Source organism: Bacillus sp. T2.9-1 (assembly GCF_950097965.1).
In the GTDB taxonomy this organism is placed as follows: domain Bacteria; phylum Bacillota; class Bacilli; order Bacillales; family Cytobacillaceae; genus Niallia; species Niallia hominis.
This window is the reverse complement of sequence record NZ_CATNHG010000024.1, coordinates 73,306-88,901: the sequence shown is the minus strand read 5'-3', so window position 1 is coordinate 88,901 and position 15,596 is coordinate 73,306. Positions and strand designations below refer to the sequence as shown.

13 protein-coding genes are annotated in these 15,596 nt (G+C 36.3%); all 13 read left to right on the top strand.

Translation table 11 applies throughout. The features are described 5' to 3' along the window. The first annotated feature begins 39 nt into the window (after positions 1 to 39). The 13 genes from QQZ16_RS02685 to QQZ16_RS02625 all read left to right on the top strand — a co-directional run bounded on the left by QQZ16_RS02685 (position 40) and on the right by QQZ16_RS02625 (position 15,490). Positions 40 to 1,308: a molybdopterin molybdotransferase MoeA gene (locus QQZ16_RS02685; RefSeq protein WP_284561072.1), complete on the top strand. Its 1,269-nt coding sequence runs from the start codon at positions 40 to 42 to the stop codon at positions 1,306 to 1,308. A gap of 57 nt (positions 1,309 to 1,365) precedes the next feature. Further along, positions 1,366 to 2,088: a FadR/GntR family transcriptional regulator gene (locus QQZ16_RS02680; protein ID WP_284561071.1), complete on the top strand. Its 723-nt coding sequence runs from the start codon at positions 1,366 to 1,368 to the stop codon at positions 2,086 to 2,088. Positions 2,089 to 2,243: 155 nt separating this feature from the next. After that, positions 2,244 to 2,963 (top strand): (Fe-S)-binding protein, encoded by a 720-nt coding sequence (locus QQZ16_RS02675; protein ID WP_284561070.1) that lies wholly within the window; start codon positions 2,244 to 2,246, stop codon positions 2,961 to 2,963. 20 nt (positions 2,964 to 2,983) lie between these two features. Then, the gene (locus QQZ16_RS02670; protein ID WP_284561069.1) at positions 2,984 to 4,414 is read left to right on the top strand and encodes a LutB/LldF family L-lactate oxidation iron-sulfur protein; all 1,431 of its coding nucleotides are present in this window, start codon (positions 2,984 to 2,986) and stop codon (positions 4,412 to 4,414) included. Further along, positions 4,411 to 5,127 carry a LutC/YkgG family protein gene (locus tag QQZ16_RS02665; protein WP_031538188.1) on the top strand — a complete coding sequence of 239 codons (717 nt, stop codon included), beginning with the start codon at positions 4,411 to 4,413 and terminating at the stop codon, positions 5,125 to 5,127. Before QQZ16_RS02670 ends, QQZ16_RS02665 begins: the two co-directional genes overlap by 4 nt. Before the next feature lie 478 nt (positions 5,128 to 5,605). Then, the gene (gene argC, locus QQZ16_RS02660) at positions 5,606 to 6,640 is read left to right on the top strand and encodes an N-acetyl-gamma-glutamyl-phosphate reductase (RefSeq protein WP_031538192.1); all 1,035 of its coding nucleotides are present in this window, start codon (positions 5,606 to 5,608) and stop codon (positions 6,638 to 6,640) included. A 12-nt stretch (positions 6,641 to 6,652) separates the two neighbouring features. Further along, a complete protein-coding gene (gene argJ, locus QQZ16_RS02655) occupies positions 6,653 to 7,897 on the top strand; it encodes a bifunctional ornithine acetyltransferase/N-acetylglutamate synthase (protein ID WP_031538193.1) in 1,245 nt (414 codons plus the stop codon). Positions 7,898 to 7,907: 10 nt separating this feature from the next. Further along, positions 7,908 to 8,681, top strand: a complete 774-nt coding sequence (gene argB / locus QQZ16_RS02650) for an acetylglutamate kinase (protein WP_031538194.1) — start codon at positions 7,908 to 7,910, stop codon at positions 8,679 to 8,681. Beyond that, positions 8,678 to 9,835, top strand: coding sequence for an acetylornithine transaminase (locus tag QQZ16_RS02645; RefSeq protein ID WP_251628597.1), 1,158 nt, complete (start codon positions 8,678 to 8,680; stop codon positions 9,833 to 9,835). Before argB ends, QQZ16_RS02645 begins: the two co-directional genes overlap by 4 nt. A 79-nt stretch (positions 9,836 to 9,914) precedes the next feature. Further along, the gene (locus tag QQZ16_RS02640; RefSeq protein ID WP_284561068.1) at positions 9,915 to 10,997 is read left to right on the top strand and encodes a carbamoyl phosphate synthase small subunit; all 1,083 of its coding nucleotides are present in this window, start codon (positions 9,915 to 9,917) and stop codon (positions 10,995 to 10,997) included. Beyond that, positions 10,990 to 14,112, top strand: coding sequence for a carbamoyl phosphate synthase large subunit (locus tag QQZ16_RS02635; RefSeq protein WP_284561067.1), 3,123 nt, complete (start codon positions 10,990 to 10,992; stop codon positions 14,110 to 14,112). Before QQZ16_RS02640 ends, QQZ16_RS02635 begins: the two co-directional genes overlap by 8 nt. Continuing rightward, positions 14,109 to 15,056 (top strand): ornithine carbamoyltransferase, encoded by a 948-nt coding sequence (gene argF / locus QQZ16_RS02630; RefSeq protein ID WP_396953883.1) that lies wholly within the window; start codon positions 14,109 to 14,111, stop codon positions 15,054 to 15,056. The genes QQZ16_RS02635 and argF overlap by 4 nt, the downstream gene beginning before the upstream one ends. Before the next feature lie 254 nt (positions 15,057 to 15,310). Beyond that, positions 15,311 to 15,490 carry a YjzC family protein gene (locus tag QQZ16_RS02625; RefSeq protein ID WP_251628601.1) on the top strand — a complete coding sequence of 60 codons (180 nt, stop codon included), beginning with the start codon at positions 15,311 to 15,313 and terminating at the stop codon, positions 15,488 to 15,490. The last annotated feature ends 106 nt before the right edge of the window (positions 15,491 to 15,596 follow it).

Here is a 15,596-nt window from a genome sequence, read left to right as displayed (position 1 = left end):
TTTTTATTCATTAATAAATATGTATCAAAGGTGATAATAGTGGTAGAAAGAAGAATTCCGATTTCTGTAAAGGAAGCTGTAATGAGAGTAATGAAATTTGCAAAAGAGGGGAAAAAAGAGGAAGTCTCTATTTATGAATGCAATGGAAGGTTTTTATGTGAAGATATTGTAGCGAATCATGATGTCCCTTCCTTTGATCGGTCTGCATATGATGGGTTTGCCATACGCTCTGTTGATTTAAAAGGGGCAAGCAAGGAAAAGCCAATTACACTATCAGTCATTGATGAAATAGGTGCTGGTCAAGTTTGTCAAAAAAGAATTGGAGAATATGAGGCTGTCAGAATTATGACAGGTGCAATGCTACCTAGTGATTGTGATGCAGTAGTAATGTTTGAGGTCGTTAAAGAGGGCAGAGAATATGATCAGCCTTATATTATAATCGATCATGAAGTGGAGAAAGGAACGAATCTTTCTTTTCAAGGAGAAGATGTAAAAAAGGGGAAAGTTCTTGTAGAAAAAGGAACAAAAATTAACCCAGGCATTATGGCGCTTCTAGCTACTTTTGGTTACGAGAAAGTTCCAGTTGCTAAAAAGCCGATTATTGGAATATTTGCTACGGGAACGGAATTATTAGAAGTAGATGAACCGTTAGAAAAAGGAAAAATCAGAAATAGTAATGCCTATATGATAATGGCGCAAATAGAAAGAGCAGGAGCAATACCTGTCTATTTTGGAAAATTACAAGATGTATTTACAGTAAGCTATGAAGCGATGAAGGAAAAACTTGAATCGGTAGACATATTAATTACAACCGGTGGAGTTTCGGTTGGTGACTATGATTTGCTTCCAGCTATTTACAAAGAACTGGGAGCTGAAGTGCTTTTTAACAAAGTTGCGATGAGACCTGGAAGTGTGACAACGGTTGCTCATTTAGATGGCAAACTTTTATATGGCTTATCAGGGAATCCATCAGCTTGCTATGTTGGATTTGAAATTTTTACAAAACCAATCATTAGAAGATATCTCTTTTCTTCCAAACCGCATTTACAATCTGCACCTGCAATATTAGGAGAGGATTTTTTGACAGCCAATGCTTTTACTCGTTTTTTCCGTAGTACAGTTAGTTGGAAAGAGGATGGATTACATACCGTACCAAGTGGTGTAGATAAATCGAATATTGTAACAAGTCTTGCCTTTGCTAATGCATTAACGATCCTTCCTAGCAATTCTACAGGTTATCAAAAGGGGGAGCGTGTAAATGTTCTTTTATTGGAAGAGGAAGAAGGCTCTGAATGGCCCTGGAATTAACAGTGCGAGGGTAAGAACTAGCTGAAGGGAAATTTTTTATTTAAAGGAGGTGAATAGATGGAATTTAAGCAAATAAAACCGAAAAAAATATACGAAGAAGTAGCAGATGCTCTGTACGAAGCAATAAAAAAAGGACAATTGAAGTCTGGCGAAAAATTAGCCTCTGTTCAGCAATTAGCTGACAACTTTCAAGTTAGTCGTTCCGCAATGAGAGAAGCGCTGACAGCCTTAAAGGCAAAGGGGTTAATTGAACTGAAGCAAGGGGAAGGAACATTTGTAAAAACATATCATCCAGAGGAAGTAGTATTTTCTTTTCCCCAAGCGGTTCTTATGAACAAGAAAGATGTCATGAATTTACTGGAAGTAAGAAGAATGATTGAAAGTGGAGCGGCAAAATCTGCTGCGGAAAACCGCACGAATCAAGACTTAATAGAAATGAAAGCTGCATTAGATAAGATGAGTGCTGCGAATGGAGGAGAGGAATTAGGGGAAGCGGCCGATTTGGAATTTCATCTGTCTGTAGCTAAAGCGACAAATAATGCATTGCTCGTAAATCTATTAATGAATGTATCAGATCTCATGCAAGAAACGATGAAAGAAACAAGGCAAATTTGGTTATATTCAAAGCAGACAACGATGACTCAGCTTTATGAGGAACATTTGCTTATCTATCAAGCTATTTTGCATCAAGAATCAGAAAAGGCAGTTAGTGCCATGACTCAGCATTTAGAAAATGTAGAAGAGATATTAATCAAATATTTTGCTAAAAAGGAGAAGTGACATAAATAATAGGTGTTTGGTTTTAATCGTTTACTAGAACTATTTAAAGTTTTGAAATCGCTTTAAAAACTTATTAAGTCATCAGATGACCTGTTCATTAGTGTTCATATTCTTTTAGAAAATGATGGTGTATATCTAGAAAGAGGGGATTTGAAATGAAAGTAACATTATTTGCTACTTGTCTTGTTGATATGTTTCAAAGTGATGTTGGGAAAGCAACAGTTGAATTGTTAGAAAGATTAGGATGTGAAATAGACTTTCCAACAACACAAATATGCTGTGGGCAGCCATCCTATAATAGTGGCTATGTAAAGGAAACGAAGGAAGCGATGAAAACAATGATGAAGACCTTTCAGGATGCAGAATATATTGTCTGTCCGTCTGGTTCTTGTGCCTATATGTTTCATGAATATGAGCATATTTTCAAAGGGGATCCGGTCTGGGAGCCAATCGCAAAAGAGCTTGTCACAAAGACATTTGAATTAACACAGTTTATTGTAGATGTCTTAAAAATAGAAGATGTCGGGGCAACATTTCACGGGAAGGTTACCTATCATACATCCTGTCATATGACAAGATTGCTAGGGGTAAAGGAAGCTCCTATTAAACTATTAAAAAATGTTCGTGGAGTTGAATATACCGAATTGCCATTAAAGGAGAATTGCTGCGGATTTGGGGGGACTTTTTCGGTGAAAATGGGGCAAATTTCAGAACAGATGGTGGATGAAAAAGTCGCTTGTGTCGAATCAACAAATGCTGAATATTTAGTTAGTGCAGATGCAGGCTGTCTAATGAATATTGGAGGAAGAATGGATCGAAAGGGCAAAGCAATAAAAGCTTTACATATAGCAGAGGTATTAAATAGTCGAGAATAAAATGGGGGGATTTAATAGCTATGTCGATGAAAACAAGCTCACAAAAATTTAAAGAGAGAGTTTCAACAGAGTTGGAAAATGAATTTATGCGTGGTGCTGTATCAAAGGCGCAACAAACCATTCAGACAAGAAAAAACACAGTTACAGAGGCAATGGGGAATTGGGAGGAATGGCGGTCCCATGGTGAGGAAATCCGTCAGCATGTATTAGAAAATCTAGATTACTATCTATTTGAACTAAGTGAACAGGTAGCAAAGCGTGGAGGTCACGTCTTTTTTGCGAAAACCGGTGAAGAGGCAAGTAAGTATATTGAACAAGTAGCTGTAGAAAAAAAGGTGAAAAAAGTAGTAAAAGCAAAGTCGATGGTCACAGAAGAAATCTCCTTAAACCAAAAGTTGGAGAAGGCTGGATGCGAGGTTATTGAAACGGATTTAGGAGAATACATTTTGCAGGTGGATGATCATGATCCCCCTTCCCATATCGTTGTTCCAGCCTTGCATAAAAACAAAGAACAAATCCGTGATGTGTTTACAAAAAAACTAAACTACACCAATACGGAAAAGCCAGAAGAATTAGCATGGCATGCAAGACAGGTGCTTCGAAATGAGTACTTAACAGCAGATATGGGGATTACTGGCTGCAATTTTGCTGTAGCAGAAACAGGATCGATTACGCTCGTAACGAATGAAGGAAATGCAGACTTAGTCGCAGCTCTCCCAAAAACACAAGTCGTTGTAATGGGAATGGAACGGATAGTCCCTACTTTTTCCGAAATGGAAGTATTGGTTGGGATGTTAACGAGAAGTGCTGTTGGGCAAAAGCTAACGAGTTATGTAACAACACTAACTGGGCCAAGAGAAGAGGGAGATGTGGACGGACCAGAGGACTTTCATCTAGTTATTGTGGATAATGGCCGCTCGGATATACTTGGCGGAGAGTTCCAATCTGTTCTGCAATGTATACGTTGTGCAGCATGTGTAAATGTTTGTCCTGTATACAGACAGGTTGGTGGACATTCATACGGCTCCATATACTCTGGACCAATTGGGGCAGTTCTTTCTCCTTTGTTAGGTGGCTATGAAGAGTATAAGGAGTTGCCGTATGCTTCGACTCTTTGCGGAGCATGTACAGATGCGTGTCCTGTTAAAATTCCTCTACATGAGTTGTTGCATAAGCATAGACAAGTAATTGTCGAAAAGGAAGGAAAAGCACCAATTTCTGAAAAAATGATTTTTAAAGCTTTTGGTATTGGAGCATCTTCCCCAAAACTATATAATATTGGATCTAAAATGGCTCCTGCAGTGACAAAGCCATTAGCAAAAGGCGATAAAATTACAAAAGGTGTTGGCATGTTAAAAGAATGGACAGATATTCGCGATCTTCCTGCACCAAATAAAGAAAGATTCCGTGATTGGTTCAAGAATCGAGAGAAAGGAGAAGATAAAAAATGACAGGGACAATCGAGAACAGGGAAGCTTTTCTTGAAACAATTGCTTCTAAATTAGGCAGACAAAGAAAAACGAAGTTAGAAAAACCTCGTTGGGCCTATCAGCCACAAGAAGAGGTACTTAAAGAGGCATCGAAGGATGAACTGGTTGAGGTTTTAAAATCGCAATGTACGCTTATTCATACAGATTTAGTCATTACTTCCCAAAAGGAACTCACCAATACACTGCATCATTTCATTAAAGAGTATGGTGGCGGAAATATTGTTACTTGGAAGGATGTTCGATATCAACAGTATGGACTCGAGGAATTATTTAACGAAAAGCTACCCAAAGAAGAAATCGAGGTATTTGAGTGGGACCCAATATTAGGAAAAGAGAATATTGAAAAGGCAGAGAAAGCAAATATTGGAATTACGATAAGTGAAATGACTTTAGCAGAATCAGGTACAGTTGTTGTTTATAGTGGAAAAAATCGTGGAAGAACGGTCAGTTTTTTACCTATAAACAGTGTGGTTATTATTCCAAAAAGCACGATTGTCCCACGAATGACGCAGGCAGCAAAAATCTTAAGAGAAAAAGTACAAAACGGAGAAGTGCTTCCGTCTTGTATTAACTATATTACAGGACCAAGTAACTCAGCTGATATTGAAATGGATTTAGTTGTTGGGGTCCATGGGCCAGTAAAAGCTGTTTATATAGTAGTAGAAGATTTATAAATGAGCTTTTTGTGAAAATTTCTGACACCACTAGATAAATGCCTCATATGATGTTGATGTTGAATCAAGAAATTCTCTATCTTTATGGATTAAAGTGAAGTTTTTTCCATGAAGATAGAGGGCTTAGAATTTTCTCGAGTAGAATGGATACCGGCAGAAATGCATATAGTGTTCGAAGCAAAGGAGAAAGGATTGAAAATAAGCAGATATGATCCAAACAAAAGAAGAAATAATCAAAATAGCATATACGATCCACACATATTCCAACAATCTTCATCTAAAAATTTTCCACACAAACAATCTAATTAAATTCATTAACCTATTACCTATATTATTATCAGAAAAATAAGAAAACTATTACTTTTATGAAAAAGTGTTGATTTTATGTGCAGTAGTTTTTATAATAAGAGAATCTTAGATTAATAATTATAAATAAAAATGATTAAATATACAATTATTCAATCGGAAGGAGGAAGTCATGAAGGCAGCTATAATTGGTACAACTGGCTATGGTGGTGCGGAATTAATTAGAATTTTGCATAGCCATCCATTATTTACAATTAAGTCTGTACATACAACAAGAGATGAAGTTCCAGTATGGAATGAATATCCCCATTTATTTAATATTATGGAGAATAAATTAGAACAAATTAATCCAGAAAAAATAGCAAAAGAATGTGATATTGTTTTTTTTGCTACTCCTACAGGTGTATCTGGAAGATTGGTTCAAGAATTCGTAGATAAAGAAATACAAATGGTCGATTTATCTGGGGATCTTCGATTAAGGAATACAGATGATTATCAAAAATGGTATCAAAAAGAACCTGTTTCAGCTGAACTTGTCAATAGTTTTGTATATGGTCTTTCCGAATGGAATAAAGAAAATATAGCTTCTAGTAAGAGAATTTCGAACCCAGGATGCTATCCCACTGCAACTCTATTAGGATTAGCACCAGTAGTGAAAGAAAATATGATTTTACCAAATAGTATCATTGTTGATGCGAAATCTGGTATATCGGGAGCGGGAAGGAGTCCGTCTAGGGCTAATATGTTTGCTGAAATGAGTGAAAATTTTAAAATTTATAAAGTGAATCAACATCAGCATATTCCCGAAATAGAGCAACAATTAGCTGAATGGAATTCTGAGATGAAAGCTATTACTTTTTCAACTCATCTGCTGCCGACAAGCAGGGGGCTAATGGCAACTATATACGCAACATTAAATAAAATGGTCACAAATGATTATTTGCATGATTTATATATGGAAATGTATAAGAATAGTCCTTTTGTGCGAGTGAGACCACTTCATACCTATCCTTCCATTAAAGAAGTAACAGGTTCCAATTATTGTGATATTGGAATAAATGTGGATGAACGTACAGGAAGGTTAACGATTGTATCCGTTATTGATAATTTAATGAAAGGGGCTGCGGGTCAGGCCATTCAAAATGCAAATGTGATGAATGGCTATGAAGAAACAACTGGATTACAGTTTCTTCCGCTTTACCCATAAGGAGGAGCCTACGTGCAGGTTATTAACAATATTCATGAACATTCATCACATATTGAAGTAATAAAAGATGGAAATATCGTCACTCCGATTGGCTTTAAAGCTGCTGGTGTGCACGCAGGACTTCGATATAACAAAAAAGATATTGGCGCCATTATAAGTGAAGTTCCAGCAAATTGTGCTGCCGTATATACAACAAGTCATTTTCAAGCTGCACCTTTAAAAGTAACGCAAGAATCTATTGCAAAGGAAAAGCAAATACAGGCAGTGGTAGTTAATAGTGCATGTGCAAATGCATGTACAGGAGAGAAAGGCTTAAAGGATGCCTATCAAATGAGAAAAATGATGGCAGACTATCTTCATATTAAGGAAGAATATGTTGCTGTTTCATCTACAGGTGTAATTGGTGAATATTTACAAATGGATAAAATTGAAAAAGGCATTAAAAACTTCGATTTTAATGCCACGCTGAAAAATGCCGAAGCCTTTCAAGAGGCAATTCTTACTACTGATACAGTAATGAAGAAATGCTGTTTTGCCGCTACTATCAATGGGGTTACGGTAACAATGGGAGGAACAGCAAAAGGATCGGGGATGATACATCCTAATATGGCAACAATGCTTGGCTTTATTACGACAGATATAAATATTTCGTCTGAAGTACTACAAGGTGCTTTAAGTAAAGTTATTCCAACCACTTTTAATCAAATTACAGTGGATGGAGATACCTCAACAAATGATACAGTGTTAATTATGGCAAATGGAATGGCGAAAAATGAATCACTTACAGAAGATCATCCTGATTACCCAATCTTTTTGGAACTGCTTGCTACATCATGTGAGAGTCTTGCTAAGCAGATTGCAAAAGATGGTGAAGGAGCAACGAAGCTTGTGGAGGTAAAAGTTTCAGGAAGTAATAATGACGATGAAGCACGTGTTATTGCCAAACAAATTGTTGGATCCAACTTAGTAAAAACCGCAATTTATGGGTCAGATGCTAACTGGGGAAGAATTATCACTGCTATCGGTCAAACCAAAACTTCAGTAAATCCTGAAAGAGTAGATATAGCGATTGGGGATATCATTATGCTCAAGGAAAGTGAGCCACAATCCTTTTCAGAGCAAGCGGCAATCAATTACTTAAATCAGGATTTCATTCAGATATTTGTAGATCTGCATAATGGAGATGGCGAAGGAAAAGCATGGGGCTGCGATTTATCTTATGATTATGTCAAGATAAATGCTAGCTACAGAACCTGAGGTGAAATCGATGAAAACCATTGTTATAAAATGTGGGGGAAGTGTAATCGATCAACTAACTTCAGAATTTTTTACTAGTTTAAAAAGGCTAAAAGCTAATGGCTATCAGCTAGTATTTGTACATGGTGGCGGTCCAGACATTAACGAGATGCTTGATTATTTTCAAGTGAAAGCAACATTTCATAATGGGCTTCGTAAGACAACAGAAGAGGCACTGGAAATTGTAGAGATGGTTCTGTCTGGAAAAACAAATCGTAAGTTGGTTCAGTTGTTAAGGGAGAACGGCTTAGATGGTATTGGTCTTAATGGGACAGACGATAATTGTATAAATGCATCTATTATTGATGAAGAAAAGCTTGGCTTAGTAGGGGCTGTTTCAAAGGTGAATGCAAGGTTGATTTACACCTTATTAGAAGAAGCTTTAATCCCAGTTATAACACCTTTAGGAATTACAGAGGATGGTAGGAAATTAAATATAAATGCAGATTATGTGGCATCAGCAGTAGCTAAGTATTTACATGCGGAACAATGTCTCTTTGTTACAGATGTAGCGGGAATCTTAATAGATGGAAGGCTTCAATCAGTAATGGCACAGGAGGAAATTAATCATTTTATCGAAACTGGTCAGATTAGTGGTGGAATGATTCCAAAAGTTACTTCTGCCATAGCTGCATTAGAAAGTGGTTTAAATAGTGTAATGATTGTATCAGGCAAAAAACAATTTTTTGATGGGGAAGACTTACTTGGAACAAAAATCGTTGTGAAAGAAGGGATTATAGAATGAGTCATTTATTCCCAACCTATTCAAAATGGGAAATTGAGCCAGAATCAGCTAAAGGAAGCTATTTATATAGTAAGGATGGGGGCGTTTATTTAGATTTTACATCAGGGATAGGTGTTTGTAATTTAGGTCATTGCCATCCGGAAGTAAAACAGTCTGTAGAACAACAATTAAATAAGTTTTGGCATGTTTCTAATCTTTTTCCAATAGAATTGCAGGAGAAGGCAGCTGAACTGTTAACAAATGCGTCTGGATTAGATCTTGTTTTCTTTGCAAATAGTGGGGCAGAAGCAAATGAGGCAGCGATTAAGCTAGCAAGAAAGGCAACGGGAAAAACTAAAATTCTAACTTTTATGCAATCCTTCCATGGAAGAACATTTGCAACAATGTCCGCAACGGGTCAAGATAAAATCAAGCAGGGATTTGGTCCAATGCTAGATAAATTTGAATATGTTCCTTTTAATGATTTAGAAGCTTTACAGCAGCTATTAACAGAGGATGTAGCAGCAGTCATGCTTGAGGTGGTGCAAGGAGAAGGCGGAATTTTTGTTGCTTCAAAAGAGTTTTTACAAGGAGTAGAAGCACTTTGCAAAGAAAAAGGCGTTTTGCTAATCATTGATGAGATTCAAACAGGGATTGGTAGAACAGGAAAAGCCTTTGCATTTCAGCATTTTGGAATTAAACCAGATATTATCAGTTTAGCAAAAGGGATGGCAAATGGTATACCAACAGGTGCTATTGTTGCAGATGGAAAGTTAAAAGAATTTTTCGGACCAGGTAGTCATGGAACAACATTTGGAGGAAATCCTTTAGCAATGGCCGCAGCCGTAAAAACAATGGAAATCATCTTTCAGCAATCCTTTTTAGATGATGTACAAAAGAAAAGTGAATGGATTATTAGTGTTCTAAAAGAAAAGCTAGTTGGAAATCAACTAGTGAAGGATATTCGTGGATTAGGATTAATGATTGGAATTGAACTGGATATGCCAGTAGCTTCGATTTTGGGAGAATTAAGAAAAGAAGGATTAATGGTTTTAAATGCTGGAGAAAAGGTTATACGATTATTACCAAGTCTTAATACTCTACAAGAAGATTTCGAAAAAGCGTTAGAGATATTAGAAAAAAATCTAAATATTCATGCGAAAATCACAATCTAATATGTATTTTTTTGCATGATAATGTATAATTATAAGAAATAAAGAGTAACTATACATTCATTATCGAGGTGTAAACACAATGGAAGGTTATCTTCACTTAAGCAATGGTGTGAAATATAAAGGCGATTTTGCAATAGAGGCAAAAGTCAAAGAGGTAAAGGGAGAAATCGTATTTTTTACTGGAATGACTGGGTATCAGGAAGTATTAACAGACCCTTCGTATAAGGATCAAATAATCGTATTTACGTATCCGCTAATCGGAAATTATGGAATCAATAAGGAAGATTTTGAGAGCAAACAGCCACATGTAGCGGGTGTTATTGTTTATGAATCAAATAGCGAGGCTTATCATTATCAGGCTGAATATTCACTACAGGATTATTTGAACAAATGGGATATACCGATGCTTACACATGTGGATACTCGATCGATTGTCAAAAATATAAGACAATCGGGTTCCATGCCTGCAGTTATGACTGCAGAAAAAGAGATTACTAGTAATACCTTTTCTTTAAAGGAAGATGGAAAAGTAGCAAAAGTTTCAGATAAGAATTTTAAAACATATGGACAGGGAGAATATCATATTGTCCTCGTTGATTTCGGAAAAAAAGAAAGCATGTTAACGGCATTATTAGAACGTGAATGTAAAGTGACGGTAGTACCATATAATACAGAATTTACAAGTATTAAATCATTACAACCTGATGGAATTCTTCTTTCCAATGGACCAGGGGACCCGAAGGAATTAGAGGGGATTTTGCCAACCATTAAAGCGTTGATTACGCATTATCCAACACTTGGTATATGCTTAGGGCATCAGCTTGCAGCATTAGCACTTGGGGCAGAAACAACTAAACTATCATTTGGACATAGAGGAGCCAATCATCCTGTAATGGATCGAAAGAAAAAGAGGGTAATTATGTCCTCACAAAATCATAGCTATGTAGTGAAAGAAGACAGTTTAACTGCTACTGGCTGTGAAGCAAGATTTTATAATCTTCACGATGGATCGGTAGAGGGACTGTCTCATAGCATGTATCCATTGCAAACTGTTCAGTTTCATCCAGAGGCGAATCCAGGACCTTCTGAAGGTTGTTATATATTTGATGAATTTATAGAAAACGTTAAAGCAAATAATGGGAGAGTTTTTGCATATGCCTAAAGACACGACGATAAAAACTATACTTGTAATAGGATCAGGACCAATTGTAATTGGTCAGGCAGCAGAATTTGATTATGCTGGTACACAAGCATGCATGGCTTTAAAGGAAGAAGGATATAAAGTCATACTTGTTAATAATAATCCAGCTACAATCATGACAGATGAAACATTTGCAGATTCGATATATTTCGAACCATTGACAGTAGATGTATTAGAAATGATTATTCAAAAAGAAAAGCCTGATGGAATCCTTGCAACTTTAGGGGGCCAAACAGGATTAAATCTTGCATTTCAACTTAGTGAACAAGGCATTTTAGAAAAGTATCAAGTGAAATTACTGGGAAGCTCTATCGAATCGATTAAAAAAGGAGAAGATAGAGAAGCGTTTAGAGAATTAATGTATCACTTAAATGAGCCAGTACCAGAAAGCAAAATTGTTCATAAAGTAGAAGAAGCTGTAGACTTTGCCAATGAAATAGGTTTCCCTATCATTGTACGCCCTGCCTATACGCTAGGCGGAACAGGTGGCGGCATTGCTGAAAATATGGAAGAATTCACTAATCTTGTAACTGGTGGCTTGAAAGAAAGCGCAATTGGTCAATGCTTAGTGGAAAGAAGTATTGCTGGCTTTAAGGAAGTAGAATATGAGGTAATGCGAGATAGCATGAATACATGTATTACCATTTGCAATATGGAAAACATCGATCCAGTTGGAATCCACACTGGTGACAGCATTGTTATTGCTCCATCTCAAACATTGACAGATGTAGAATATCAAATGCTTCGTTCTGCTTCTATTAAAATCATTTCTGCATTAGGAATAATTGGCGGATGCAATATCCAATTTGCATTAGACCCGAACAGCAAGAAATATTATTTAATTGAAGTAAATCCAAGAGTAAGCAGATCATCTGCCTTAGCTTCTAAAGCTACTGGCTATCCGATTGCAAGAATGGCTGCAAAATTGGCAGTTGGTTACACGCTAAATGAACTGATAAATCCGGTTACCGGCGATACATTTGCAAGTTTTGAACCAGCATTAGATTATGTAGTTGTTAAGATTCCTAAATGGCCATTTGATAAATTTCCTGCTGTATCAAGAAAACTAGGAACACAAATGAAGGCAACAGGAGAAGTAATGGGAATAGATCGGAATATGGAGCGGGCTTTATTAAAAGCAATTCGCTCCCTTGAAATAAAAGGGAACGATTTAACGTTACCTGGATTAAACGAGATGTCTGTTGAAGCGTTATATGCAAAAATGCTCGAACAAACAGATGAAAGATTTTTTGTCATTCTCGAACTTATTAGAAAGTCAGAGTCAGTTACTAAAATCCATGATATAACAAAAATCGACTTGTTTTTCCTGCATAATTTTAAAAGATTAATAGATATGGAAAAAGAAATAATCCATTCTTCGCTCCAAACAGTAACAAAAAAGGAGTTATGGAAGTGGAAAGAAAAAGGGTTTAGTGATGCCTTTTTAGCCAGTGCTTGGAATTGCTCTGAAAAAGAGATTCGAGCAAAACGTAAACAATTTGCTGTGCTCCCTATTTATAAAATGGTGGATACATGTGCGGCTGAGTTTGAAGCAAAGACAAATTATTATTATTCCAGCTACTATGGAGATAATGAACAAAATAAAAGTGATAAACGAAAAGTGCTTGTTATTGGTAGTGGACCAATAAGAATTGGGCAAGGAATAGAATTTGATTATTGCTCTGTTCATGGAGTATTTGCTTTAAAAGAAGAAGGAATTGAAACGATTATTATTAATAACAATCCTGAGACCGTCAGTACTGATTTTGCTACTGCAGACCGCCTGTATTTTGAACCATTAGTAGTAGAGGATATTATGAATGTTATCGAATCAGAGGGGATCAAGGATGTCATTGTACAATTAGGTGGTCAAACAGCACTTAATGTTGCAAAAGAGCTAGAAGCATACGGTGTTCGTATTCTGGGATCAAACAGCAGTACCATTGATGTGTTAGAAGATCGGGATTTATTTTATAAGCTTTTAGAAGAAGAAGATATACCGCATATTCAAGGAGATATAGCGGAAAGTGAAGCGAAGATTATACAATCAGTGCAGAAAATAGGTTTTCCAGTTCTAATCCGTCCATCTTACGTTATTGGCGGCAAAGGAATGGAACGTATTAATGATGAAGATGCATTACAATTATATTTGCAAACAGATATACCATATCCAGTGCTTGTTGATCAATTTATGGAGGCATCTGAGGCAGAATTGGATTTGGCCACTGATGGAGTCGATATTTGTGTTCCAACTATTATGGAGCATATTGAGAAAACAGGAGTACATTCAGGCGATAGTCTATCATTATTACCTGCTAGAAATTTATCGTTAAACATAAAAGAAAAAATGATTACTTATGCTAAAAAAATTGTAAGACATACAGGATATAAAGGGTTAATGAATATCCAATATATTATTAATAACGAAGAGGTTTATGTGCTTGAAGTTAATCCTCGTGCCAGTCGCACCGTTCCGATTGTAAGTAAAGTAACTGGGGTGCCACTAGTACAAATTGCGACAAAAATATTGCTTGGGAAATATGCTTTCACTGAAGAAGAAAAGACATTTACCGATGATATTAAATTTACTTGTGTCAAGTACCCTGTTTATTCCAATTATGCTTTAAAGGGCTTAGATTCTAAAGTAGGACCAGAAATGCGTTCAACAGGCGAGGGGATTGCACTTGCTTCCACTGTTGAAAAGGCTTTGAAAAAAGTCTTTCATCCTACCTTAAAAAAAATGCCGAAACATGAAATGAAAGTAGTTGTAAAAACGACAGAAGACTTAGAGGCGATTTATAAAGTGGCTGAACAGGTACAGCTTTCTGTAAAAATGGCTGATAATAATACGGTTGAATCGTTATTAAAGGATAAGAGAACAGTTGCTTTTTACAATCCAACAAATTTAAAAGAAGATAAATTATCTCGTGAATTAGCTACAAGAAATCGGATAATTACTTTTACACAAAAGGAAAGCTTAGAGGCATTTATTACCTCTTTCAAAGAGAACGAATTAACTGTTCATTCCATTCAGGAATGGCATGAAGAGATAAAAAAAGGAGTGAGTACGGTATGATGATAGCATCCGATTTAAATTTAAAGGGAAAAGATTTATTAACATTAGCTGATTATTCTAAAGAAACGATTCTTGAATTACTCGATAAGGCAAAGACAATAAAGGAAGCGCACTTGAATGGAGAATTATTTGCTCCTCTTCAAGGGAAAACATTGGGAATGATTTTTGAGAAATCATCTACAAGAACAAGAGTATCCTTTGAAGCAGGCATGCATCAGTTAGGAGGCCATGCCCTTTATCTAAATAGTCGTGACCTCCAAATCGGAAGAGGAGAAACTATTTCTGATACCGCAAAAGTTCTATCACAATATGTGGATGGAATTATGATTCGTACATTTTCTCACTCAATTGTGGAAGAATTAGCAGAGCATGCAACAATCCCAGTGATTAATGGGTTAACGGATTTGTATCATCCTTGCCAGGCATTAGCAGACCTGCTTACGATATTAGAAGTGAAAGGGACTTTAAAAGGTTTAAAGCTTGCCTATATTGGTGATGGAAATAATGTTGCCCATTCCTTGCTAGTAGCATGCTCAAAGGTAGGGATTGATATTTCCGTTGCTACACCGAAAAATTATGAAGTAGATACAAAAGTGGCAGAATTAGCTTATTCTTTTGCTGAAGCAAGCGGCAGTGAGATTGTCCTTACAAATGATCCAGTGGAAGCTGTCCACCAAGCAGATGCCATATACTCGGATGTATGGACCAGCATGGGACAGGAAGCGGAAAACGAACAGCGTTTAAAGGATTTCCAAGGCTTTCAAATTAATGCAGACTTAGTGAAGCATGCAAAAGCGGATTATATCTTCTTACACTGTTTACCAGCCCATCGAGAAGAAGAAGTAACAACAGAAATTATTGACGGGAATCATTCATATGTCTTTCAACAGGCAGGAAATAGATTGCACGCTCAAAAAGCACTTTTAGTTGAAATATTAAAATAAATGGTAAAAAGAAAAGTAAATTATTTAAAAGCTGTTAACAAATGTAGTGTTCGTTAGCAGCTTTTTTATGTTGCTTACTTATCCATGTATAGCATGCTCCAATAATGAAAAAGTATTTGCGCTTACCAGTTATTATTTTCCGTAATGTTCATGCCAAAAAGGGTAATAATAATAACCAGTTAAGTAAAACGTATTTATGTTCATGTTTACTTAACTTCTGAATTGGTAAAGGATAGCTAAAGGAGGAGTTTATTTTGGGTCAAAATAGACAGTTTCGTCCAGGGCAAAAGGCACCAAACAATGGCTTATATATAGAGATCGGTGAAACAGGAAGCAACATAAATAATCCTCAAAAGTTAAAAATGAAAGCAGGAGATCGCTTTCCAGAAACATCTAACCATAATCGATTGTGGACATACCAAAGAAAACCTTAATATGGGATTTCTCTTGTTGAGATTAGGTTGATTTATATCACAAAACAGTAAAACAGTTTTAATAAAAGGGATTTCTCTTAAAGAGTCAGCTTCATGATAAATATCT